The following is a 22,130-nucleotide window of genomic DNA, read 5'->3' as shown; positions in this document are numbered from 1 at the left end:
TTAATAAGCTGCGCTGGTGTCATCAAGTAGTCAGTGTACGCAGCAGGTTCTTGTAGTCCTCGCGAATATCCGCGTCGGATTCCTTAAGTTCGTTGATCTTGCGGCACGCGTGCAAGACCGTGGTGTGGTCGCGTCCGCCAAACACATCACCGATTTCCGGCAGGCTGTGGTTGGTCAACTCCTTGGAGAGCGCCATGGCCACCTGACGGGGACGTGCAACCGAGCGCGAACGGCGCTTGGACAACAGGTCGGAAATCTTGATCTTGTAGTACTCGGCCACGGTGCGCTGGATGTTATCCACACTCACCAGTTTGTCCTGCAGCGCCAACAAGTCTTTGAGGGATTCGCGAATCAGCTCGATGGTGATGTCGCGGCCCATGAAGTGTGAGTGCGCGATGACCCGCTTGAGTGCACCTTCGAGCTCACGCACGTTGGAGCGGATGCGTTGGGCGATAAAGAAGGCGGCATCGTGTGGCAGATCGACTTTGGCCTGATCGGCCTTTTTCATCAGGATCGCTACGCGGGTTTCAAGCTCCGGCGGCTCTACCGCAACAGTCAGGCCCCAGCCGAAGCGCGACTTCAGGCGTTCTTCCAGGCCTTCGATTTCCTTCGGATAACGGTCGCTGGTCAAGATGACCTGCTGACCACCTTCGAGCAGGGCGTTGAAGGTGTGGAAAAACTCTTCCTGGGAACGCTCTTTACGGGCAAAGAATTGAATGTCATCGATCAGCAACGCATCAACCGAGCGGTAGAACCGCTTGAACTCGTTGATCGCGTTGAGCTGCAAGGCCTTGACCATGTCTGCCACGAAACGCTCCGAGTGCAGGTACACGACCTTGGCATTCGGGTTCTTCTTTAATAGGTGGTTACCCACAGCGTGCATCAAGTGAGTCTTACCCAAGCCAACGCCACCATAAAGGAAGAGCGGGTTGTAACCATGCTTGGGGTTATCGGCGACCTGCCAGGCGGCTGCGCGAGCCAACTGGTTGGATTTACCTTCGACAAAGTTCTCGAAGGTGAACGTACGGTTCAGGTAGCTGGTGTGCTTGAGCGCGCCTTCGACCTGGACGGTGCGCTGTTCGGCGCGGACCGGGGCTTGCTGGGACGCGGCGCCTGCCATCGGGTCAAAGCTGTCGCGGGACGGCTCTTCATTTTCTGGCGCGCTTTTCCTCGCAGACGATTTGGATGACGCCGGTGCAGGAGCAGGCGCACTGACGGCCGGTGCGGCGGCTGCCTGGGCTTGCGACGCCGCAGCGGCCAATGGCGCATTCGGCGCAGCGCGAGGTGCAGAGCTGCGTTTGCTGCCTATTAATAAGGAGAGCACGGGCGCGAGGCCGTTGCCATGTTCATCGAGCAATTCCAGAACGCGGCTCAGGTACTTCTCGTTGACCCAATCGAGAACAAAACGATTGGGTGCGTAGACACGCAACTCGTCGCCTTCGGCTTCGACCTGTAGCGGACGGATCCAGGTGTTGAATTGCTGGGCAGGCAGCTCATCGCGCAAAAGCTCCACGCACTGCTGCCAAAGTTCCACTGACACGGATATCCCCTAAGTTGAAAGCCGGTGAGGCAAAAACAGCCGCCATTGTAGCGGCGAGCCGTCCACTTATCCACATGTAGCTTGATCACAGGCCAGCCAAAATCAACGTCTTAACAGCAATAAAGGCGACCAATGGTCTGTGCATAAGCTCTGTGGATAAGCGGCCCTGAGATCGTTGCACAAGTGGGGGCGAAAGTCTGTGGGTAACCAGCCTGTGGATAACAGCCCATTCCACACACAGCTTATCCGACAGCGCAGCACAGGCAGAGCACCGTTTCTCCCCCGTGTTGTCATTCTCTGTACATCACGTGGAATATGGCCTAAAGGCAGTTATCCACAGCTGAATGCGTGTCTAGCTTTTATAAGCTTTACAGAAAAGCTTTAAATAACTTCCTTCTTTATTTTTATATCTATCCCATGAGCACTGGAAGCCAAGCGAACAGAAAAGAGCCAATGGCCTGTGGAGATCTAATTAAAGGAAAAGCTGGTTGGAAATTGACCTAGAGGCTTGCTTTCACTAGAATCGCCGGTCTCTTAAAACGGGGGCCATTCCGGCCCGTTGTGGACGAACCAGGTAACAACGCCATGAAACGTACTTTCCAACCAAGCACCATCAAACGCGCCCGCACCCACGGCTTCCGTGCTCGCATGGCTACCAAGAACGGCCGTGCTGTCCTGTCGCGTCGTCGCGCCAAAGGTCGTGCGCGTCTGGCAGTTTGATAATCCGGTACTGGTGGTGAGTCAGGACTTCAGTCGGGAAAAGCGTCTGCTAACCCCCCGGCATTTCAAGGCAGTCTTTGACTCCCCCACCGGCAAGGTTCCGGGGAAAAATCTCCTGCTCCTTGCGCGTAACAACGATCTGGATCACCCCCGACTCGGGTTGGTGATCGGCAAGAAGAGCGTAAAGCTCTCCGTTGAGCGCAATCGCCTCAAGCGTCTGATGCGCGAATCGTTTCGCCTCCACCAGGACACTCTGGTTGGTTGGGATATTGTTATCGTCGCGCGCAAAGGCTTGGGGGATGTAGAAAACCCCGAATTGATTCAGCATTTCGGCAAGCTCTGGAAACGTTTGGCGCGTACCCACAAGCCAGCACCAGCAGTCAGCACCGAAACTGTAGGGGTAGACAGCCTTGATGCGTAAACTGGCCCTCGTTCCGATCCAGTTTTATCGCTATGCCATTAGTCCTCTGATGGCCAACCACTGTCGTTTCTACCCCAGTTGTTCCTGCTACGCGTTAGAGGCCATAGAAAACCATGGTCTTCTGCGCGGTGGCTGGCTGACCTTTCGTCGTTTAGGTCGCTGTCATCCGTGGAATCCCGGTGGTTATGACCCGGTTCCACCTATCCCTACCTCCCGTTCTTCTTCGATGGCCGAGTAATCATGGATATTAAACGCACGATCCTGATCGTCGCCCTGGCAATCGTGTCCTACGTCATGGTTCTTCAGTGGAACCAGGACTATGGCCAGGCTGCCCTGCCGACTCAGAATGTTGCTACCAACCAGGCTGCGCCGGCTATTCCGGACACCCCGCTGGGTAACAATGCGTCCGCGAGTGCCGATGTTCCCAGCGCGAATGGCGAGACAAGCGCCCCTTTAGAAACGCCAGTGGTCACCAACAAAGATCTCATCCACGTCAAAACGGATGTGCTCGACCTGGCTATCGACCCACAAGGTGGTGATATCGCGCAGTTGAAACTGCCGCTGTATCCACGTCGTCAAGACCATCCGGATGTTCCGTTCCAACTGTTCGATAACGGTGGTGAGCGTACTTATCTGGCGCAAAGCGGCCTGACCGGCACCAATGGTCCGGATGCACGTGCTACCGGTCGTCCGATTTACTCGACCGAGCAGAAGACTTATCAACTGGCTGATGGCCAGAACCAGTTGAACGTCGACCTGAAATTCAGCCTCGACGGCGTCAACTACATCAAGCGCTTCAGCTTCACCCGTGGTTTGTACGACTTGAAGGTCACTTACCTGATCGACAACGAAAGCGACAAACCATGGAGCGGCAACCTGTTTGCCCAGCTCAAGCGTGACGCCAGCTCCGATCCTTCTTCCAGCACTGCCACCGGCACCGCGACTTACCTGGGCGCCGCCCTGTGGACAAGTAGCGAACCGTACAAAAAAGTGTCGATGAAAGATATCGACAAGGGCTCGCTGAAAGAAACCGTGCAAGGCGGCTGGGTTGCCTGGCTGCAGCACTACTTCGTGACCGCCTGGATCCCGAACAAGGGTGAGGCCAACCTGGTTCAAACCCGCAAGGACAGCCAGGGTAACTACATCATTGGCTTCACTGGCCCGGCGTTGACCGTCGCACCCGGCGCCAAGGCTGAAACCAGCGCTATCCTGTACGCCGGCCCGAAAAGCCAGGCTGTGCTGAAAGAGTTGTCCCCAGGTCTTGAGCTGACTGTGGATTACGGCTTCCTGTGGTTCATCGCCCAGCCGATTTTCTGGTTGCTGCAACATATCCACAGCATTGTGGGTAACTGGGGCTTCTCGATCATCTTCCTGACCATGCTGATCAAGGGGATTTTCTTCCCGCTGTCGGCAGCCAGCTACAAGTCGATGGCGCGCATGCGTGCGGTGGCTCCGAAACTGGCGGCGCTGAAAGAACAACATGGCGATGACCGGCAGAAAATGTCGCAGGCCATGATGGAGCTGTACAAGAAAGAGAAGATCAACCCGCTGGGTGGATGCTTGCCGATTCTGGTGCAGATGCCGGTGTTCCTGTCGCTGTACTGGGTGCTCCTGGAAAGCGTGGAGATGCGCCAGGCGCCGTTCATCCTGTGGATAACCGACCTGTCGATCAAAGACCCGTTCTTTATCCTGCCGATCATCATGGGCGCGACCATGTTCATCCAGCAGCGCCTGAACCCGACTCCGCCGGATCCGATGCAGGCCAAGGTGATGAAAATGATGCCAATCATCTTCACCTTCTTCTTCCTGTGGTTCCCAGCTGGTCTGGTGCTGTACTGGGTGGTCAACAACGTGTTGTCGATCTCTCAACAGTGGTACATCACACGCAAGATCGAAGCGGCTACCGCAAAAGCCTCTGCGTAACTTACTCTGTGGATAACCACTCAAGACGCCCCCTAGTGGGGCGTTTTGCTTTCTGTCACTTTTGGTCTGGAACCTGTTGATGAGCGCTCCTCGTGAAACCATCGCTGCTGTCGCTACCGCTCAAGGTCGCGGCGGTGTCGGCATCGTTAGAATTTCGGGGCCGCTTGCGAGTGTGGCAGCCAAAGCCATGAGTGGCCGTGAGTTGAAGGCGCGTTATGCGCATTACGGCCCGTTCCTGGATGCTGACGGCAACGTGCTGGACGAGGGGTTGGCGCTTTATTTCCCTGGGCCGAATTCATTCACCGGGGAAGACGTCCTGGAGTTGCAGGGACACGGCGGTCCGGTTGTGTTGGATATGTTGCTGCAACGCTGCCTGCAATTGGGCTGCCGCCTGGCACGTCCAGGGGAATTCAGCGAGCGGGCATTTTTGAATGACAAGCTGGATCTGGCCCAGGCCGAAGCAATTGCCGACCTGATTGAAGCCAGTTCTGCACAAGCGGCACGTAATGCATTGCGCTCCCTGCAGGGGGCGTTCTCCCTGCGTGTGCATAACTTGACCGAGCAGTTGATCAGCCTGCGTATCTACGTCGAGGCGGCGATTGATTTTCCGGAAGAAGAAATCGACTTTCTCGCCGATGGCCACGTACTGGCGATGCTGGATAAAGTTCGCTATGAGTTATCCACAGTGCTGCGTGAAGCCGGGCAGGGGGCTTTGCTGCGAGACGGCATGACCGTTGTGATCGCGGGGCGGCCCAATGCGGGAAAATCCAGCTTGCTCAATGCTCTGGCGGGGCGTGAAGCCGCCATCGTCACTGAGATTGCCGGCACCACACGGGACATCCTGCGCGAACATATCCACATCGACGGCATGCCGTTGCACGTTGTAGACACCGCCGGTTTGCGCGACACCGACGACCAGGTGGAAAAGATCGGTGTGGAACGCGCGCTCAAAGCCATCGGCGAAGCGGATCGGGTGCTGTTGGTGGTGGACGCAACGGCGCCCGAGGCTGTGGATCCTTTCGCCCTGTGGCCGGAATTCCTCGAGCACCGGCCGGACCCGGCCAAGGTCACCTTGATTCGCAACAAGGCTGACTTGACGGGAGAGGCCATTGCGCTGGAAACCAGCGCGGATGGCCACGTCACGATCAGCCTGAGTGCGAAGTCGGCCGGTGAAGGCCTGGAACTGCTGCGCGAGCACCTCAAAGCCTGTATGGGCTACGAGCAGACCTCGGAAAGCAGCTTCAGTGCGCGCCGTCGGCATCTGGAGGCGTTGCGCCATGCGAGCGCAGCGTTGGAGCACGGTCGGGCGCAGTTGACCCTGGCGGGCGCCGGGGAGCTGCTGGCGGAAGATCTGCGTCAGGCGCAGCAGCTGTTAGGCGAAATCACCGGCGCGTTCAGCTCCGATGATTTGTTGGGGCGGATCTTTTCCAGCTTCTGCATCGGTAAATAACCGAGTTATCCACAGCGTCCTACCAATTGTAAGACACCGTACCGAGCAGGGTACGGCTGTCACCCCAATAGCAGCGGCCCGCATCGTTGCAACCAGATACATATTCCTTGTCGAACAGGTTCTTGGCGTTCACATCTACAGACCAGTGTTTGTCGATCTGATAGCCAACGGCTGCGTCCACCAAGGTGACGCTTCCTGCATCCAACTTTCCATACAGCGTGGGTGCGGTGTAGGAAAAGGTACTGTCGAAATAACGCACGCCACCGCCCAGGGACAAGCCCTTGAGTTGGCCATCGAAGAAGCGGTACTTGCCCCACACTGAGGCCTGGTTACGCGGAACCCCGGTCATCTGGTGGCCCTCGACCAACGACGTCGCCGAATCCTTGGTAATTCTCGCGTCAGTGTAGGTATAGGCTGCGGTGACATTCAGGTTAGGCGTGAGATTGCTGTTGACCTCTACCTCAGCGCCCTTGGCCCGGCTTTCGCCTACCTGGCGATAGCTATTGGTGGTGGCGTCAAGGTAAGTGTCGTCTTCCTTGCGCAAGTCATACACCGACACCGTCATTGCCGTATCCCAGCCGATCGGCTCGTACTTCACGCCCATTTCGTACTGGCTGCTGGTGATCGGTTTCAAGGGCGAGCCGGCGTTGGAGATCTGCTGCACGGGGACAAAGGCAGTGGAGTAGCTGACATACGGCGTCAGGCCGTTGTCGAACTGGTACATCACCCCGCCCTGATAGGTGAACTTGCGGTCTTCGGACCCGGTATTGCCAGCCTTGTTCACCTTGTCACGGAAATCGCTGTCGACCCAGTCCTGACGGCCGCCGAGCAGGAACAGCCAGTGATCGTATTTGCTCTGGATCTGTGCATAAACGCCTTTCATCTGCTGCTCGAGCAGGGTGTTTTGCACCGCCACCGGCGTCAACGGGTCACGCAGGTACACCGGGTTATACACATTGATGGTGCCGGCAAACCCCGCGTCCCAATCCTGATTGAACGAGGTGCGGTCATAACTGGCGCCAAACAGCACCGTGTTTTCCAGGCCACCGACCTGGAATTTGCCTTCCAACTGGTTATCCAGCGAATAGACCATCGACTTGTTGTAGCGGTCATAGGCGGTCATGTTCAGTTGAGTGCCAAAGCCGCGGTTATTCAGGGCACTGGGCCAGGTTTCATGGCGGTTGATGCGAGACTGCATGTAGCGCGAGTTCTGACGGAACTGCCAGTCATCGTTGAAGCTGTGGCTGAACTCGTAACCGGTACTCCAGGTTTCGCGTTCGAACGTATTCCAATCCGGGTCGCCGAGCATGGTGTGCTTGGAGAGCTTGCCAGTGGGGTTTGCAAGCAAGGTGCCAGCAGCCGGTAGGCCGAGTTCCAAATTAGTGTGGTCTCTCTGGTAATTGGCCAACAGGGTGAGGGTGTTGTAGTCGTCGAAATTCAGGGTCAGTGATGGCGCGATGTACAGGCGATCGTCTGGCACATGGTCGGTCTGCGTATCGGATTTGCGACCGAGCATCACAACCCGGCCGAGGATATTGCCGCTGTCATTGAGCGGCCCAGAGATATCCACACCCAACTGACGCCGATTATTGGAGCCATAACCCAGCTGCACTTCACCTTGTGGCGTAGCAGTAGGGTGTTTGCTTACCAGATTCACCAGACCGCCAGGCGCATTTTCACCGTAGAGCAGGGAAGAGGGGCCGCGGAAGATTTCGACCCGCTCCAGGCCATAGGGCTCACTGGTAGTGTCGTACCGATTACCTTGTACGCGCAGGCCATCTCGCAGCAGGCCGTAGCCGTAATCCGTGGCATTGAAACCGCGAATGAAGAACAGATCGCCCGCCAGCCCATCACCTGCGGCAAAGGGAGGCGCAAAGATACCGGGCACGTAACCCAACACTTCGGTCAGGGTTTGCGACTTCTGGTCCTTGATACGCTGGCCGGTGACGACCGATACCGAACGTGGTGTTTCCGACAGCGGCGTACTGGTCTTTGTACCGACCCTGCTGTTCTGCGCCTTGTAGCCCACATCCCCAGCAATCTCCTGATTGAAACCGCCCTGTTGATAAGTGCTGACTGTGGTGGGCGCGAGGGTGAGTTCGCCGGTGGAAGCGGCCTGCAGGACATAACTGCCAGGCGCCTGGACTACCGCCTGTAAACCGGAGTTTTGCAGCAGCAGCGCAAAACCCTGGTCCACGGAGTAGTCACCTTCCAAGCCTGCTGTGTTTAAACGTGTGGTTTGTTGAGGTGAAAAAGACAGGATCACATTCGCCTTGGCGGCAAATTGGCTCAAGGCGTTATCCAGGGGGCCGGCCGCAATAACGTAGTGTTGCACCGCGCTGGCGGCCAGGGCGCCCGTGGATAACAACACACCGACAGTGGTGGCCGTGCCGAGCAGCAGGCTGCATGTCATACCGTGGTAGGAAAGTCGCTGGCGGAGCTTGGTGGGAACGCGCATAGGTGAGTAAGCCCTGAAGGTGGCATCGTGATTACCTGTAGGGCCGTGTCAGGTAAAAAAAAGATAACCCCGCGTGCAGATATTTTTTCGATCAACCGATTCGCTTCACCGAAACCCAATAGCGAGTGAAGTATTTCACCTGAATCGGCAGGGTGGCCTGCAGATTGGCCAGCACTGCGTCGGTGGAATCCAGGCGAAAGGTCCCGGAAACACGCAGATGTGCCGAGGCCAGGTCGCATTGCAGGACACCTGGGCGATAGCGGGCGAGCTCTTCGATAACATCACCGAGGCGTGCATCCAATACGATCAGTTGGCCATCGACCCAGGCGGCCTGGGATGTGCGGTAAACGATGTTTGGCTGCACTTTTTGGCGATCGAAGTCTGCGCTTTCGCCGGCACTGAGCAGCCGGGCCTGGAGGGGCTGGTCACCAGGCGACACATTCACCCGATCCTCCAGAACGCTAACGCGGGTTGAGTCCTGCAACTGGCGTACGGTAAACCGAGTACCCAATGCCTGGACGCGGCCTTGGCGGGTTTCGACATAAAAGGGCGTCTGCACACCCAGCTTGCCGGTGTGAATAAGTACTTCACCTTCGCGCAAGCGGATCAAACGCTGGCGCTCATCAAATAGCACATCAATCGCCGTGCCGGTATTCAGGTCAATCCGCGTGCCGTCGGCCAATTCGATACGCCGGCGTTCACCTACGACCGTGCGGTAATCGGCCCACAGATTACCCAGGGGCGTGTGTTGCTGAACATTCCAACCCAGGTACCCGGTGCCGCCCAGCACCAACATCCACTTGAGTACCTGGCGACGTTGCTGTGGGGCCGACAATGCGCGGCGGGTGAAATCCGGAGGCAGGGCGCCGAGACTGCGCTGCAACTGTTCCATCTGATTCCATGCGGCCTGATGGGAGGGATCGCCGTTGAGCCATTGTTGCCAGGCTTGGCGCTCATCGGCGGTAGGCGTCTGGGATTGAAACTGTACGTACCAACTGGCAGCAGCCTCAAAGGTTTTGCGATCGGGCGCCGCCATTACAGGCTGGCCATGATCAGTGAGCATTCAGTCAATACACGGATCATGTGCTTCTTCACCGTGGTCAGTGAAACCTGAAGCTGATCGGCAATCTGTTGATAAGTCAGCCCCTCGACCTGGGACAGCATGAATATCCGCCGCGCTCGCTCGCCGAGTGCAGACAAGGCTTTATCCACAGCCACCAACGTCTCGATGATGATGGCTTTGTCTTCTTCACTGATGGTTATGGCTTCAGGCCGTTCGGCCAGGGTCTGTTTGTAGGCCTGTTCGATGGCGTTTCGACGGTAACGATCAATCACCAGGCCTCTGGCGATGGTCGCCAGGTAGTCACGTGGTTCAACGATCTGTGCCGCATGCCGCCCGCCCAGAATGCGCACGAACGTATCGTGCGCCACATCGGCCGCATCACAGGCGTTATGTAGCTTCCCTTTGAGCCACCCGCGCAGCCAGGAGTGGTGCTGCTCATAAATGTACTGGACCGCAGCCGTGTGTGAAGAAGAGGACATAGGGCATGACAAGGTAGGTTAATGATAATCGCTATTATTAACTGCCCCGCCGTTTTCTCACAACAGATCTCTTTTTGCTGTGCTCACCATCGAGTGAAAGGTTTCGGTTGGCGTTGTGGCGGACTGAAGACAGACAGATTTGCCGATTTCTGTGGATTAAGCTCTGTGAATAACCGTCCCTGTACCCAGTTGATAACAGGCCCTGAAACCTGAGTAAAAATGCCTCTGTGGATAACCACCTGTTTAATCCACAGGCTTAAAGGACTTATCCAAGGGCCTCGTTGGCACATGACCACAGACTTTTGAATCTCTGTACACGCCGTAAATAAAGGCCTGTGTAGATCTATCCACAAAAAGTGTGCTCAGTAGAAATAAACATAAAAACAAAGATTTAATAAATTTCTCTCTTTTAGTTTCTATTGTCTGTGATTCATCCACAGCTGGTTAAATTTTGTGCAAAGGGTTCTTTAGGAAGGGCTAAGTCCCTATACTTGCCGCCAAAGCTCTAAAACTCTTTCAACAATCAATTCCTGATTACCTACATAAGCAGGCACGAGGTGCGTGGTGGATTTCCCTTCCCGTTTTGAAGTGATCGTCATCGGCGGCGGTCATGCCGGTACCGAGGCAGCACTGGCGTCAGCACGAATGGGCGTAAAAACCCTGTTGTTGACGCATAACGTGGAAACCCTCGGCGCCATGAGTTGCAACCCCGCCATCGGTGGGATCGGTAAAAGCCATCTGGTCAAGGAAATCGACGCCCTTGGCGGCGTGATGGCCATGGCTACCGATAAAGGTGGCATCCAATTTCGCGTGCTCAACAGCCGCAAAGGCCCGGCCGTAAGGGCTACCCGGGCTCAGGCCGACCGCATCCTGTACAAGGCTGCAGTCCGCGAAACCCTGGAAAACCAACCGAACCTGTGGATATTTCAACAAGCAGCAGATGACCTGATCGTCGAACAGGACCAGGTGCGCGGAGTTGTCACCCAAATGGGTCTGCGTTTCTTCGCAGAATCCGTGGTGTTGACCACCGGTACATTCCTCGGCGGACTTATCCACATTGGTATGCAGAACTATTCCGGTGGCCGTGCCGGTGATCCGCCGTCCATTGCCCTGGCAAAGCGTCTGCGTGAACTGCCGCTGCGTGTCGGTCGGCTGAAAACCGGGACCCCGCCGCGTATTGACGGGCGTTCCGTAGATTTCTCGGTGATGACCGAGCAAGCAGGCGATACACCGATCCCGGTCATGTCGTTCATGGGCTCCAAGGAACAGCATCCGAAACAGGTGAGCTGCTGGATCACCCACACCAATGCGCGCACCCACGAAATCATTGCCGCGAACCTCGACCGTTCGCCGATGTACTCCGGGGTGATCGAAGGCATCGGCCCGCGTTATTGCCCGTCGATCGAAGACAAGATCCACCGCTTTGCCGACAAGGAAAGCCACCAGGTTTTTATCGAGCCCGAAGGCTTGACCACTCATGAGCTGTACCCGAACGGTATCTCCACTTCCCTGCCGTTTGACGTGCAAATCCAGATCGTGCAATCGATTCGCGGCATGGAAAACGCGCACATCGTGCGTCCGGGCTACGCCATCGAGTACGACTACTTCGACCCGCGTGACCTCAAGTACAGCCTGGAAACCAAAGTGATCGGCGGTTTGTTCTTTGCCGGGCAAATCAACGGCACCACCGGTTACGAAGAAGCAGGTGCCCAAGGTTTGCTGGCCGGAACCAATGCTGCACTGCGCGCGCAGGGCAAAGACAGCTGGTGCCCGCGTCGCGATGAGGCGTACATCGGTGTGTTGGTCGACGACCTGATTACCCTGGGTACCCAGGAACCGTACCGGATGTTCACATCCCGGGCGGAATACCGCTTGATCCTGCGCGAAGACAACGCCGACCTGCGTCTGACCGAGAAAGGTCGCGAACTGGGCCTGGTCGACGACGCACGGTGGGCTGCCTTCTGCAAAAAACGCGAAAGCATCGCGTTGGAAGAACAGCGGCTGAAAAGCACTTGGGTCCGCCCGGGCACCGAACAGGGCGATGCGATTGCCGAAAAATTCGGCACGCCGTTGACCCACGAATACAACTTGCTCAACCTGCTGTCGCGTCCGGAAATCGACTACGCTGGTCTGGTCGAAGTGACCGGGCAGGGTGCAGAAGACCCGCAGGTTGCCGAGCAGGTCGAAATCAAGACCAAATACGCCGGTTACATTGACCGCCAGCAGGATGAAATCGCCCGCCTGCGCGCCAGTGAAGACACCAAGCTGCCTGTGGATATCGACTACACCGGGATTTCCGGGTTGTCGAAAGAAATCCAGAGCAAGCTGGGGATAACTCGTCCGGAGACGCTGGGCCAGGCTTCCCGGATCCCCGGTGTCACCCCGGCAGCGATTTCGCTGCTGATGATTCATTTGAAAAAACGCGGCGCGGGCCGTCAGTTGGAGCAAAGCGCTTGAGTTCGTTGGTCACCTCGCAACACGCCGAAGAGTTATCCACAGGTGCGCGCCAGTTGGGCGTCGACCTGACCCCGGCCCAGCACGAATTGCTGTTGGGCTACCTGGCCCTGTTGATCAAATGGAACAAGGCTTACAACTTGACCGCGGTGCGTGATCCCAACGAAATGGTGTCCCGTCACTTGCTCGACAGCTTGAGCGTGATGCCATTCATCGAAAACGGTCGCTGGCTCGACGTCGGCAGTGGGGGCGGCATGCCAGGCATCCCACTGGCCATTCTGTTTCCCGAGTCGCAAGTGACCTGCCTGGACAGCAACGGCAAGAAGACCCGCTTCCTGACCCAGGTCAAACTCGAACTCAAGCTGGATAACCTGCAAGTTATCCACAGTCGCGTCGAAGCCTTCACGCCTGAACAGCCATTCAACGGAATCGTTTCCCGGGCGTTCAGCAGCATGGAGAACTTCAGCAACTGGACCCGCCATCTGGGCGACCGCGACACCCGCTGGCTGGCAATGAAGGGCGTCCATCCAAGCGATGAGCTGTTAGCATTGCCGGCAGACTTCCACCTCGATAGCGAACACGCCTTGGCCGTACCCGGTTGCCAAGGCCAACGCCATCTGCTGATACTGCGCCGCACGGCATGATTGGGAACACAAGCAAGAATGGCTAAGGTATTCGCGATAGCGAACCAGAAAGGTGGCGTGGGCAAAACCACCACCTGCATCAACCTCGCAGCATCCCTGGTCGCAACCAAGCGCCGGGTGCTGTTGATCGATCTCGATCCACAGGGCAACGCCACCATGGGGAGCGGTGTGGATAAACACGGCCTGGAAAACTCGGTCTACGACTTGCTGATTGGCGAGTGCGACCTGGCCCAGGCCATGCACTACTCCGAACATGGTGGTTATCAACTGCTGCCGGCCAATCGCGATTTGACTGCGGCGGAAGTGGTGCTGCTGGAAATGCAGATGAAAGAAAGCCGCCTGCGCAGCGCCCTGGCGCCAATCCGCGAGAATTACGACTACATCCTGATCGACTGCCCACCGTCGCTGTCGATGCTGACGCTGAACGCGCTGGTGGCCGCCGATGGGGTGATTATCCCCATGCAGTGCGAGTACTACGCGTTGGAAGGGTTGAGCGACCTTGTGGATAACATCAAGCGCATCGCCGAATTGCTCAACCCGAACCTGCAGATCGAAGGCTTGCTGCGGACCATGTTCGATCCGCGCCTGAGCCTGATGAACGATGTATCGGCGCAGCTCAAGGAACACTTCGGTGACCAGCTGTACGACACGGTGATCCCGCGCAACATCCGTTTGGCCGAAGCCCCGAGCTACGGCATGCCGGCTTTGGCCTATGACAAACAATCCCGTGGTGCCATTGCCTACCTGGCGCTGGCCGGCGAGATGGTTCGCCGTCAGCGCCGCAATTCACGCACCGCTGCAGCCCAGCCAACTTAAGGAATCCCCATGGCCGTCAAGAAACGAGGTCTCGGACGTGGACTGGATGCACTGTTGAGTGGTCCGACCGTCACATCGCTTGAAGAACAGGCGGTGCAGGCCGACGAGCGCGAGCTGCAACACCTGCCGCTGGACCTGATCCAGCGCGGCAAATACCAGCCACGCCGGGACATGGACCCCCAGGCGCTGGAAGAACTGGCCAATTCGATCAAGGCCCAAGGTGTGATGCAACCGATCGTGGTGCGTCCGATTGGCGGCGGCCGTTTTGAAATCATCGCTGGTGAACGCCGCTGGCGCGCGAGCCAGCAGGCCGGCAAGGAAACCATCCCGGCGATGGTGCGCGATGTACCGGATGAAACCGCCATCGCCATGGCGTTGATCGAGAATATCCAGCGCGAAGACCTCAACCCGATCGAAGAAGCCATTGCCCTGCAGCGCTTGCAGCAGGAATTCCAGTTGACCCAGCAACAAGTGGCCGAGGCGGTGGGTAAATCCCGTGTGACCGTGTCCAACTTGCTGCGTCTGATCGCGTTGCCGGAAGTCATCAAGACCATGTTGTCCCACGGCGACCTGGAAATGGGTCACGCCCGTGCATTGCTCGGTTTGCCGGAAAATCAACAGGTTGAAGGGGCGCGACACGTTGTCGCACGGGGGCTCACCGTTCGTCAGACCGAGGCCCTGGTTCGCCAATGGCTCAGCGGCAAACCTGCACCGGTCGAAACGGCCAAACCTGATCCGGATATCGCCCGCCTCGAGCAGCGCCTGGCCGAGCGCCTGGGCTCTGCGGTGCAAATTCGCCACGGGAAGAAAGGCAAAGGCCAATTGGTTATCGGATATAACTCCCTCGATGAGCTTCAGGGCGTCCTTGCCCACATCCGCTGAAACATTTGCTTATGTAGCGCGTGATCGGAAATCACTACCCGGCAGTTGAATAGGGGCAGAACCGCCCCTATACTCTGCGCGCATTTTGTCGGCACAAATTATGCCAAGTTATTGATTTCCGGCAGCCGACCATTGAGGAGCAAGAGTGATGGAAACCCGCACGCCAAACACGTTGCCGTTCCATCGCTTGGCCGTTTTCCCGGTTTTATTGGCTCAATGTGTCATCTTGCTGATCGCCGCATTGGCGCTTTGGTACTGGCATGGAGTCGTAGCCGGATATTCAGGACTCTGCGGAGGCCTGATAGCCTTGCTGCCCAATATGTATTTCGCTCACAGGGCCTTTCGGTTTTCCGGCGCCCGAGCAGCCCAGGCTATCGTCCGGTCATTTTATGCCGGCGAGGCAGGGAAACTGATTTTGACGGCAGTGCTGTTTGCACTGACCTTTGCAGGTGTGAAGCCATTGGCGCCGCTGGCTGTATTCGGCGTCTTCGTGTTGACCCAACTGGTCAGCTGGTTCGCTCCCCTGCTAATGAAAACAAGACTTTCGAAACCTTAGGGCGTTTGAGGCAACCATGGCAGAAACAACCGCTTCGGGCTATATCCAGCACCACTTGCAGAACCTGACCTTCGGTCAGCTTCCTAATGGCGGCTGGGGCTTTGCCCACTCCGCAGCAGAGGCCAAAGAAATGGGCTTCTGGGCTTTCCACCTGGATACTCTGGGCTGGTCGGTCGCATTGGGTCTGATCTTCGTCCTGATTTTCCGCATGGCGGCAAAGAAGGCGACTTCCGGTCAGCCAGGTGCTTTGCAGAACTTCGTTGAAGTACTGGTCGAATTCGTCGATGGCAGCGTGAAAGACAGCTTCCATGGTCGCAGCCCGGTGATCGCACCGCTGGCACTGACTATCTTCGTCTGGGTGTTCCTGATGAACGCCGTCGACCTGATCCCGGTCGACTGGATTCCTCAGTTGGCCATCCTGATCTCCGGCGATCACCACATTCCATTCCGTGCGGTTTCCACCACGGACCCTAACGCCACCCTGGGCATGGCCCTGTCGGTGTTCGCGTTGATCATTTTCTACAGCATCAAGGTCAAGGGCATCGGCGGTTTCATCGGCGAACTGACCCTGCACCCGTTCGGCAGCAAGAACATCTTCGTTCAAGCCCTGCTGATCCCGGTGAACTTCCTGCTGGAGTTCGTGACCCTGGTCGCCAAGCCTATCTCCCTGGCCCTGCGACTGTTCGGCAACATGTATGCCGGCGAGCTGGTGTTCATTCTGATCGCTGTGATGTTCGGCAGTGGTCTGCTCTGGCTTAGCGGCCTGGGCGTGGTTCTGCAGTGGGCGTGGGCTGTGTTCCACATCCTGATCATCACCCTGCAGGCCTTCATCTTCATGATGCTGACCATCGTCTACCTGTCGATGGCGCACGAAGAGAACCATTAAGACCAGTCTCGACTAGTCTGATGTCCTTCCCGGTGAAACGGGAAGGTAGGCCCTACCGGGCTATGAAACGATTTGTTTTACCGCTTTAAAATCTAAAAAACCTAAACCATACGACGTAAAAGTCGGGAGGAAAGATGGAAACTGTAGTTGGTCTAACCGCTATCGCTGTTGCACTGTTGATCGGCCTGGGCGCCCTGGGTACTGCCATTGGTTTCGGCCTGCTGGGCGGCAAATTCCTGGAAGGCGCAGCGCGTCAGCCAGAAATGGTCCCAATGCTGCAAGTTAAAATGTTCATCGTCGCCGGCCTGCTCGACGCCGTGACCATGATCGGCGTTGGTATCGCTCTGTTCTTCACCTTCGCGAACCCCTTCGTTGGTCAACTCGCTGGCTAATCACTCGAATTTTTCGAGTTGATTGGAGTGATGGACAACGAATGAGCGAGGTGTTGGCGTGAACATTAATGCAACCCTGATTGGCCAATCCGTTGCGTTCTTCATTTTTGTAGTGTTTTGCATGAAGTTCGTGTGGCCTCCGGTCATCGCGGCTTTGCACGAACGTCAGAAGAAGATCGCTGATGGCTTGGACGCTGCCAACCGTGCAGCTCGCGACCTGGAGTTGGCCCAAGAGAAAGCGGGTCATCAACTGCGCGATGCTAAGGCACAGGCAGCTGAAATCATTGAGCAAGCCAAGAAACGCGGTAACCAGATCGTCGAAGAGGCTGTTGAAAAAGCCCGCGTCGAAGCTGACCGTGTGAAGGCTTCGGCTCATGCCGAGATCGAACAGGAACTGAACGGCGTCAAAGACGCGCTGCGTGCCCAACTGGGTGCTCTGGCGGTCGGCGGTGCTGAGAAGATCCTCGGTGCCACAATCGATCAAAACGCGCACGCGGAGCTGGTTAACAAACTGGCTGCTGAAATTTAAGCGAGGGCGATCATGGCAGAACTGACCACGTTGGCCCGACCTTACGCTAAGGCAGCCTTCGAGCACGCCCAGGCCCACCAGCAGCTGGCCTCTTGGTCAGCCATGCTCGGCCTGGCTGCAGCAGTGTCGCAAGACGACACCATGCAGCGCGTGCTCAAGGCCCCGCGCCTGACGAGCGCAGACAAGGCCGCCACTTTTATTGAAGTGTGCGGCGACAAGTTTGATGTGAAAGTGCAGAACTTCATTCACGTCATTGCCGAAAACGACCGTCTCCCGCTGTTGCCGGAGATCGCCGCTCTGTTCGACCTGTACAAGGCCGAAGCAGAGAAGTCGGTAGACGTTGAAGTGACCAGTGCTTTTGCATTGAACCAAGAACAGCAAGACAAACTCGCCAAGGTTCTCAGTGCACGACTCAATCGGGAAGTGCGCCTGCAAGCTTCGGAGGACGCATCCCTGATTGGTGGTGTTGTTATCCGTGCCGGCGACCTGGTTATCGATGGCTCGATTCGCGGAAAAATCGCGAAACTTGCCGAAGCATTGAAATCTTGAGTTTGAAGGGGCAGCAGAGCAATGCAGCAACTCAATCCTTCCGAAATAAGTGAAATTATCAAGGGCCGCATCGACAAGCTCGATGTGACCTCCCAAGCCCGTAACGAAGGCACTGTCGTCAGCGTATCTGACGGCATCGTGCGGATTCACGGTCTGGCCGACGTCATGTACGGCGAGATGATCGAGTTTCCGGGCGGCGTCTACGGTATGGCCCTCAACCTGGAGCAAGACTCCGTAGGTGCCGTTGTATTGGGCGCTTACACCAGTCTGGCTGAAGGCATGAGCGCCAAGTGCACAGGCCGCATCCTGGAAGTTCCGGTTGGTAAGGAACTGCTGGGTCGCGTAGTCGACGCACTGGGTAACCCTGTTGACGGTAAAGGTCCACTGGGCAACACCGAGACCGACGCGGTCGAGAAAGTTGCTCCAGGCGTGATCTGGCGTAAGTCGGTAGACCAGCCTGTACAGACTGGCTACAAGGCTGTCGATGCCATGATCCCAGTCGGCCGTGGCCAGCGTGAGCTGATCATCGGTGACCGTCAGATCGGTAAGACCGCTCTGGCGATCGACGCGATCATCAACCAGAAGAACAGCGGCATTTTCTGCGTCTACGTAGCTATCGGTCAGAAACAATCGACCATTGCCAACGTGGTTCGCAAGCTGGAAGAAAACGGCGCCCTGGCCAACACGATCATCGTGGCTGCCAGTGCTTCGGAATCTCCTGCGCTGCAATTCCTGGCACCGTACTCCGGTTGCACCATGGGTGAATTCTTCCGCGACCGCGGTGAAGACGCGCTGATCGTTTATGACGATCTGTCCAAGCAAGCAGTGGCTTACCGCCAGATTTCCCTGCTGCTGCGCCGTCCACCAGGCCGTGAAGCCTACCCAGGCGACGTGTTCTATCTCCACTCCCGTCTGCTGGAGCGCGCATCCCGCGTTTCGGAAGAGTACGTAGAGAAGTTCACCAACGGCGCAGTGACCGGCAAAACCGGTTCCCTGACCGCACTGCCGATCATCGAAACCCAGGCTGGCGACGTTTCCGCGTTCGTTCCGACCAACGTGATTTCCATCACCGACGGTCAGATCTTCCTGGAATCGGCCATGTTCAACTCGGGCATCCGCCCTGCAGTGAACGCCGGTGTTTCGGTATCCCGTGTGGGTGGTGCCGCTCAGACCAAGATCATCAAGAAGCTGTCCGGTGGTATCCGTACCGCTCTGGCTCAGTACCGTGAACTGGCGGCATTCGCCCAGTTCGCTTCTGACCTGGACGAAGCGACCCGTAAGCAACTTGAGCATGGTCAGCGCGTTACCGAGCTGATGAAGCAGAAGCAATACGCCCCTATGTCGATCGCTGACATGGCGTTGTCGCTGTATGCCGCTGAGCGTGGGTTCCTGACCGACGTTGAAATCGCCAAGGTCGGCAGCTTTGAACAAGCGCTGATTGCTTACTTCAACCGCGATCACGCCGAATTGATGGCGAAGATCAACGTGAAGGGTGACTTCAATGACGATATCGACGCTGGCATGAAAGCCGGTATCGAGAAGTTCAAGGCCACCCAAACCTGGTAAGCCGCAGCGGGAGCCGCAAGGCTCCCGCTTGCTAACCTGATAGGTGTTACATGGCAGGCGCAAAAGAGATTCGCAGTAAGATTGCGAGCATCAAAAGCACGCAAAAAATTACCAGCGCCATGGAAAAAGTGGCGGTCAGCAAAATGCGCAAGGCACAAATGCGCATGGCTGCTAGCCGTCCTTATGCGGAGCGTATCCGCCAGGTAATTGGGCATCTGGCCAACGCCAACCCGGAATACCGCCACCCGTTCATGATCGACCGCGCAGTCAAGCGTGTGGGTTATGTGGTTGTGAGCAGTGACCGTGGTTTGTGCGGTGGTCTGAATACCAACCTGTTCAAGGCCCTGGTCAAGGACATGGCGGTAAACCGCGAAAACGGCGTCGAGATCGATCTGTGTGTCGTTGGTAGCAAGGGTGCGGCCTTTTTCCGCAACTTCGGCGGTAACGTCGTTGCAGCTATCAGCCACCTGGGTGAAGAGCCGTCGATCAATGATTTGATCGGCAGTGTGAAGGTGATGCTGGATGCGTACCTGGAAGGCCGGATTGACCGCCTGTCCGTGGTATCCAACAAGTTCATCAACACCATGACCCAGCAGCCAACCGTGGAGCAATTGATTCCACTGGTGGCGACTCCGGATCAGGAACTCAAGCACCACTGGGACTACCTCTACGAACCGGACGCCAAAGAGCTGCTTGACGGCTTGATGGTGCGCTACGTGGAGTCGCAGGTGTACCAGGCTGTGGTCGAGAACAACGCAGCTGAACAAGCGGCGCGGATGATCGCGATGAAAAACGCTACCGATAACGCCGGTGATCTGATCAGCGATTTGCAGCTGATCTACAACAAGGCGCGTCAGGCTGCGATCACCCAAGAGATCTCGGAAATCGTCGGCGGCGCTGCCGCGGTTTAACGGTTCAAATATTCAGAGGATCCAGCTATGAGTAGCGGACGTATCGTTCAAATCATCGGCGCCGTTATCGACGTGGAATTTCCACGCGACAGCGTACCGAGCATCTACAACGCGCTGAAAGTACAAGGCGCGGAAACTACTCTGGAAGTTCAGCAGCAGCTGGGCGACGGCGTAGTTCGTACCATTGCGATGGGTTCCACCGAAGGCTTGAAGCGCGGTCTGGACGTTGTCGACACTGGCGCTGCCATCTCCGTACCGGTCGGTAAAGCGACCCTGGGCCGGATCATGGACGTACTGGGCAACCCGATTGACGAAGCTGGCCCGATCGACACCGAAGAGCGCTGGGGCATTCACCGTCCAGCACCTTCGTTCGCCGAACAAGCTGGCGGCAACGACCTGCTGGAAACCGGCATCAAGGTTATCGACCTGGTTTGCCCGTTCGCCAAGGGCGGTAAAGTGGGTCTGTTCGGTGGTGCCGGTGTAGGCAAGACCGTAAACATGATGGAACTGATCCGTAACATCGCCATCGAGCACAGCGGTTATTCCGTGTTCGCCGGTGTGGGTGAGCGTACTCGTGAGGGTAACGACTTCTACCACGAGATGAAGGACTCCAACGTTCTGGACAAAGTGGCACTGGTTTACGGTCAGATGAACGAGCCGCCGGGAAACCGTCTGCGCGTAGCACTGACTGGCCTGACCATGGCCGAGAAGTTCCGTGACGAAGGTAACGACGTTCTGCTGTTCGTCGACAACATCTACCGTTACACCCTGGCCGGTACTGAAGTATCCGCACTGCTGGGCCGTATGCCTTCGGCAGTAGGTTACCAGCCGACCCTGGCTGAAGAGATGGGCGTTCTGCAAGAACGTATCACTTCGACCAAGGAAGGTTCGATCACTTCGATCCAAGCGGTATACGTACCTGCGGATGACTTGACCGACCCGTCGCCAGCGACCACCTTTGCCCACTTGGACGCCACCGTCGTACTGTCCCGTGACATCGCTTCCCTGGGTATCTACCCAGCGGTCGATCCACTCGACTCGACTTCGCGCCAGCTGGACCCGAACGTGATCGGCCAGGAGCATTACGACACCGCTCGCGGCGTTCAGTACGTGCTGCAGCGTTACAAAGAACTGAAGGACATCATTGCGATCCTGGGTATGGACGAGCTGTCGGAAACCGATAAGCAGTTGGTATCCCGCGCTCGTAAGATCCAGCGCTTCTTGTCGCAGCCGTTCTTCGTGGCTGAAGTCTTCACCGGTGCATCGGGTAAATACGTTTCCCTGAAAGACACCATTGCTGGCTTCAAAGGCATCCTCAACGGTGACTACGACCACCTGCCAGAACAAGCGTTCTACATGGTCGGCGGCATCGAAGAAGCGATCGAGAAAGCCAAGAAACTGTAATCCAGGCGCCCGGAAACGGGCGCTCATCAGGTTGAGGCAATCAGATGGCTATGACAGTCCATTGCGATATCGTCAGCGCGGAAGGGGAAATCTTCTCCGGTCTGGTAGAGATGGTGATTGCACACGGCGAACTCGGTGACCTTGGTATTGCCATGGGCCACGCGCCGTTGATCACCAGCTTGAAGCCAGGTCCGATCACTCTGACCAAGCAGGGCGGGGAAAAGGAGGTGTTTTACATCTCTGGTGGTTTCCTCGAGGTTCAGCCAAACATGGTCAAGGTACTTGCCGACACCGTGCAACGTGCTGGCGACCTGGATGAAGCCTCCGCTCAGGAAGCCGTCAAGGCTGCCGAGAAGGCCCTGAACGAAAAGGGTGCGGACTTCGACTACAGCGCTGCTGCTGTACGTCTGGCCGAGGCTGCAGCCCAGCTGCGCACGCTCCAGCAGTTGCGCAAGAAGTAAGCGGCCTAGCCGTCGTACATCATGCG

Annotated in this window: 22 protein-coding genes; 18 read left to right on the top strand and 4 right to left on the bottom strand. The window is 57.0% G+C overall.

Features of this window, described 5'->3' with window-relative positions; genetic code table 11:
- Positions 1 to 22: 22 nt before the first annotated feature.
- Positions 23 to 1,540: a chromosomal replication initiator protein DnaA gene (gene dnaA / locus K5K89_RS00940; protein WP_222540694.1), complete on the bottom strand. Its 1,518-nt coding sequence runs from the start codon at positions 1,538 to 1,540 to the stop codon at positions 23 to 25.
- 585 nt (positions 1,541 to 2,125) lie between these two features.
- Here dnaA and rpmH point away from each other — a divergent pair.
- The 5 genes from rpmH to mnmE all read left to right on the top strand — a co-directional run bounded on the left by rpmH (position 2,126) and on the right by mnmE (position 6,054).
- Positions 2,126 to 2,260: a 50S ribosomal protein L34 gene (gene rpmH, locus K5K89_RS00935; protein ID WP_003213577.1), complete on the top strand. Its 135-nt coding sequence runs from the start codon at positions 2,126 to 2,128 to the stop codon at positions 2,258 to 2,260.
- A 13-nt stretch (positions 2,261 to 2,273) separates the two neighbouring features.
- Positions 2,274 to 2,681, top strand: coding sequence for a ribonuclease P protein component (gene rnpA, locus K5K89_RS00930; protein ID WP_020302575.1), 408 nt, complete (start codon positions 2,274 to 2,276; stop codon positions 2,679 to 2,681).
- Complete coding sequence (yidD, locus tag K5K89_RS00925; protein ID WP_003213574.1) at positions 2,674 to 2,919, top strand: membrane protein insertion efficiency factor YidD; 246 nt, start codon at positions 2,674 to 2,676, stop codon at positions 2,917 to 2,919. The genes rnpA and yidD overlap by 8 nt, the downstream gene beginning before the upstream one ends.
- A 2-nt stretch (positions 2,920 to 2,921) precedes the next feature.
- The gene (yidC, locus tag K5K89_RS00920) at positions 2,922 to 4,604 is read left to right on the top strand and encodes a membrane protein insertase YidC (RefSeq protein ID WP_071490889.1); all 1,683 of its coding nucleotides are present in this window, start codon (positions 2,922 to 2,924) and stop codon (positions 4,602 to 4,604) included.
- A gap of 79 nt (positions 4,605 to 4,683) precedes the next feature.
- A complete protein-coding gene (gene mnmE / locus K5K89_RS00915; protein ID WP_222540693.1) occupies positions 4,684 to 6,054 on the top strand; it encodes a tRNA uridine-5-carboxymethylaminomethyl(34) synthesis GTPase MnmE in 1,371 nt (456 codons plus the stop codon).
- A 19-nt stretch (positions 6,055 to 6,073) separates the two neighbouring features.
- Here the strand turns inward: mnmE and K5K89_RS00910 are convergent, their stop codons facing one another.
- The 3 genes from K5K89_RS00910 to K5K89_RS00900 form a co-directional block, all read right to left on the bottom strand.
- The gene (locus K5K89_RS00910) at positions 6,074 to 8,512 is read right to left on the bottom strand and encodes a TonB-dependent siderophore receptor (RefSeq protein WP_222540692.1); all 2,439 of its coding nucleotides are present in this window, start codon (positions 8,510 to 8,512) and stop codon (positions 6,074 to 6,076) included.
- A 91-nt stretch (positions 8,513 to 8,603) separates the two neighbouring features.
- A complete protein-coding gene (locus K5K89_RS00905) occupies positions 8,604 to 9,548 on the bottom strand; it encodes a FecR domain-containing protein (protein WP_222540691.1) in 945 nt (314 codons plus the stop codon).
- Positions 9,548 to 10,054: a sigma-70 family RNA polymerase sigma factor gene (locus tag K5K89_RS00900; protein ID WP_071490885.1), complete on the bottom strand. Its 507-nt coding sequence runs from the start codon at positions 10,052 to 10,054 to the stop codon at positions 9,548 to 9,550. The genes K5K89_RS00905 and K5K89_RS00900 overlap by 1 nt, the downstream gene beginning before the upstream one ends.
- 564 nt (positions 10,055 to 10,618) lie before the next feature.
- Between K5K89_RS00900 and mnmG the strand changes: the two genes are divergently transcribed.
- The 13 genes from mnmG (at position 10,619) to K5K89_RS00835 (ending at position 22,104) form a co-directional block, all read left to right on the top strand.
- On the top strand, positions 10,619 to 12,511 hold the full coding sequence (mnmG, locus tag K5K89_RS00895; protein WP_025854394.1) for a tRNA uridine-5-carboxymethylaminomethyl(34) synthesis enzyme MnmG: 1,893 nt from the start codon (positions 10,619 to 10,621) through the stop codon (positions 12,509 to 12,511).
- Positions 12,508 to 13,152 (top strand): 16S rRNA (guanine(527)-N(7))-methyltransferase RsmG, encoded by a 645-nt coding sequence (gene rsmG, locus K5K89_RS00890; protein ID WP_071490884.1) that lies wholly within the window; start codon positions 12,508 to 12,510, stop codon positions 13,150 to 13,152. Before mnmG ends, rsmG begins: the two co-directional genes overlap by 4 nt.
- A gap of 18 nt (positions 13,153 to 13,170) precedes the next feature.
- Complete coding sequence (locus K5K89_RS00885) at positions 13,171 to 13,968, top strand: ParA family protein (protein WP_010207696.1); 798 nt, start codon at positions 13,171 to 13,173, stop codon at positions 13,966 to 13,968.
- Positions 13,969 to 13,977: 9 nt separating this feature from the next.
- Positions 13,978 to 14,850, top strand: coding sequence for a ParB/RepB/Spo0J family partition protein (locus K5K89_RS00880; RefSeq protein ID WP_016970690.1), 873 nt, complete (start codon positions 13,978 to 13,980; stop codon positions 14,848 to 14,850).
- Between the two features lie 148 nt (positions 14,851 to 14,998).
- Positions 14,999 to 15,406, top strand: a complete 408-nt coding sequence (locus K5K89_RS00875; RefSeq protein ID WP_222540690.1) for a F0F1 ATP synthase subunit I — start codon at positions 14,999 to 15,001, stop codon at positions 15,404 to 15,406.
- 16 nt (positions 15,407 to 15,422) lie between these two features.
- The gene (gene atpB, locus K5K89_RS00870; RefSeq protein WP_016970691.1) at positions 15,423 to 16,292 is read left to right on the top strand and encodes a F0F1 ATP synthase subunit A; all 870 of its coding nucleotides are present in this window, start codon (positions 15,423 to 15,425) and stop codon (positions 16,290 to 16,292) included.
- A 134-nt stretch (positions 16,293 to 16,426) separates the two neighbouring features.
- The gene (gene atpE, locus K5K89_RS00865; RefSeq protein ID WP_002555987.1) at positions 16,427 to 16,684 is read left to right on the top strand and encodes a F0F1 ATP synthase subunit C; all 258 of its coding nucleotides are present in this window, start codon (positions 16,427 to 16,429) and stop codon (positions 16,682 to 16,684) included.
- Positions 16,685 to 16,742: 58 nt separating this feature from the next.
- Positions 16,743 to 17,213, top strand: coding sequence for a F0F1 ATP synthase subunit B (locus K5K89_RS00860; RefSeq protein ID WP_071490883.1), 471 nt, complete (start codon positions 16,743 to 16,745; stop codon positions 17,211 to 17,213).
- A gap of 12 nt (positions 17,214 to 17,225) precedes the next feature.
- The gene (locus K5K89_RS00855) at positions 17,226 to 17,762 is read left to right on the top strand and encodes a F0F1 ATP synthase subunit delta (RefSeq protein WP_003195833.1); all 537 of its coding nucleotides are present in this window, start codon (positions 17,226 to 17,228) and stop codon (positions 17,760 to 17,762) included.
- Between the two features lie 21 nt (positions 17,763 to 17,783).
- A complete protein-coding gene (atpA, locus tag K5K89_RS00850; RefSeq protein WP_003177064.1) occupies positions 17,784 to 19,328 on the top strand; it encodes a F0F1 ATP synthase subunit alpha in 1,545 nt (514 codons plus the stop codon).
- 50 nt (positions 19,329 to 19,378) lie between these two features.
- Positions 19,379 to 20,239, top strand: coding sequence for a F0F1 ATP synthase subunit gamma (gene atpG / locus K5K89_RS00845; RefSeq protein ID WP_003233565.1), 861 nt, complete (start codon positions 19,379 to 19,381; stop codon positions 20,237 to 20,239).
- Between the two features lie 27 nt (positions 20,240 to 20,266).
- A complete protein-coding gene (atpD, locus tag K5K89_RS00840; RefSeq protein ID WP_015886645.1) occupies positions 20,267 to 21,643 on the top strand; it encodes a F0F1 ATP synthase subunit beta in 1,377 nt (458 codons plus the stop codon).
- A 44-nt stretch (positions 21,644 to 21,687) separates the two neighbouring features.
- Positions 21,688 to 22,104, top strand: coding sequence for a F0F1 ATP synthase subunit epsilon (locus tag K5K89_RS00835; RefSeq protein WP_058424358.1), 417 nt, complete (start codon positions 21,688 to 21,690; stop codon positions 22,102 to 22,104).
- Positions 22,105 to 22,130: the final 26 nt, after the last annotated feature.

This window comes from Pseudomonas sp. DR208, assembly GCF_019823005.1.
GTDB classification, from domain to species: domain Bacteria; phylum Pseudomonadota; class Gammaproteobacteria; order Pseudomonadales; family Pseudomonadaceae; genus Aquipseudomonas; species Aquipseudomonas extremorientalis.
Note: the sequence above shows the minus strand (reverse complement) of the source record. Positions and strands in the feature narration are given on the sequence as shown.

Coding starts and splice junctions, on each gene's coding strand:
- rpmH (WP_003213577.1), top strand. CDS start 2,126: ATGAAACGTACTTTCCAACCAAGCACCATCAAACGCGCCCGCACCCAC.
- yidD (WP_003213574.1), top strand. CDS start 2,674: ATGCGTAAACTGGCCCTCGTTCCGATCCAGTTTTATCGCTATGCCATT.
- yidC (WP_071490889.1), top strand. CDS start 2,922: ATGGATATTAAACGCACGATCCTGATCGTCGCCCTGGCAATCGTGTCC.
- mnmE (WP_222540693.1), top strand. CDS start 4,684: ATGAGCGCTCCTCGTGAAACCATCGCTGCTGTCGCTACCGCTCAAGGT.
- K5K89_RS00910 (WP_222540692.1), bottom strand. CDS start 8,512: ATGCGCGTTCCCACCAAGCTCCGCCAGCGACTTTCCTACCACGGTATG.
- K5K89_RS00905 (WP_222540691.1), bottom strand. CDS start 9,548: ATGGCGGCGCCCGATCGCAAAACCTTTGAGGCTGCTGCCAGTTGGTAC.
- K5K89_RS00900 (WP_071490885.1), bottom strand. CDS start 10,054: ATGTCCTCTTCTTCACACACGGCTGCGGTCCAGTACATTTATGAGCAG.
- K5K89_RS00885 (WP_010207696.1), top strand. CDS start 13,171: ATGGCTAAGGTATTCGCGATAGCGAACCAGAAAGGTGGCGTGGGCAAA.
- K5K89_RS00880 (WP_016970690.1), top strand. CDS start 13,978: ATGGCCGTCAAGAAACGAGGTCTCGGACGTGGACTGGATGCACTGTTG.
- K5K89_RS00875 (WP_222540690.1), top strand. CDS start 14,999: ATGGAAACCCGCACGCCAAACACGTTGCCGTTCCATCGCTTGGCCGTT.
- atpB (WP_016970691.1), top strand. CDS start 15,423: ATGGCAGAAACAACCGCTTCGGGCTATATCCAGCACCACTTGCAGAAC.
- atpE (WP_002555987.1), top strand. CDS start 16,427: ATGGAAACTGTAGTTGGTCTAACCGCTATCGCTGTTGCACTGTTGATC.
- K5K89_RS00855 (WP_003195833.1), top strand. CDS start 17,226: ATGGCAGAACTGACCACGTTGGCCCGACCTTACGCTAAGGCAGCCTTC.
- atpA (WP_003177064.1), top strand. CDS start 17,784: ATGCAGCAACTCAATCCTTCCGAAATAAGTGAAATTATCAAGGGCCGC.
- atpG (WP_003233565.1), top strand. CDS start 19,379: ATGGCAGGCGCAAAAGAGATTCGCAGTAAGATTGCGAGCATCAAAAGC.
- atpD (WP_015886645.1), top strand. CDS start 20,267: ATGAGTAGCGGACGTATCGTTCAAATCATCGGCGCCGTTATCGACGTG.
- K5K89_RS00835 (WP_058424358.1), top strand. CDS start 21,688: ATGGCTATGACAGTCCATTGCGATATCGTCAGCGCGGAAGGGGAAATC.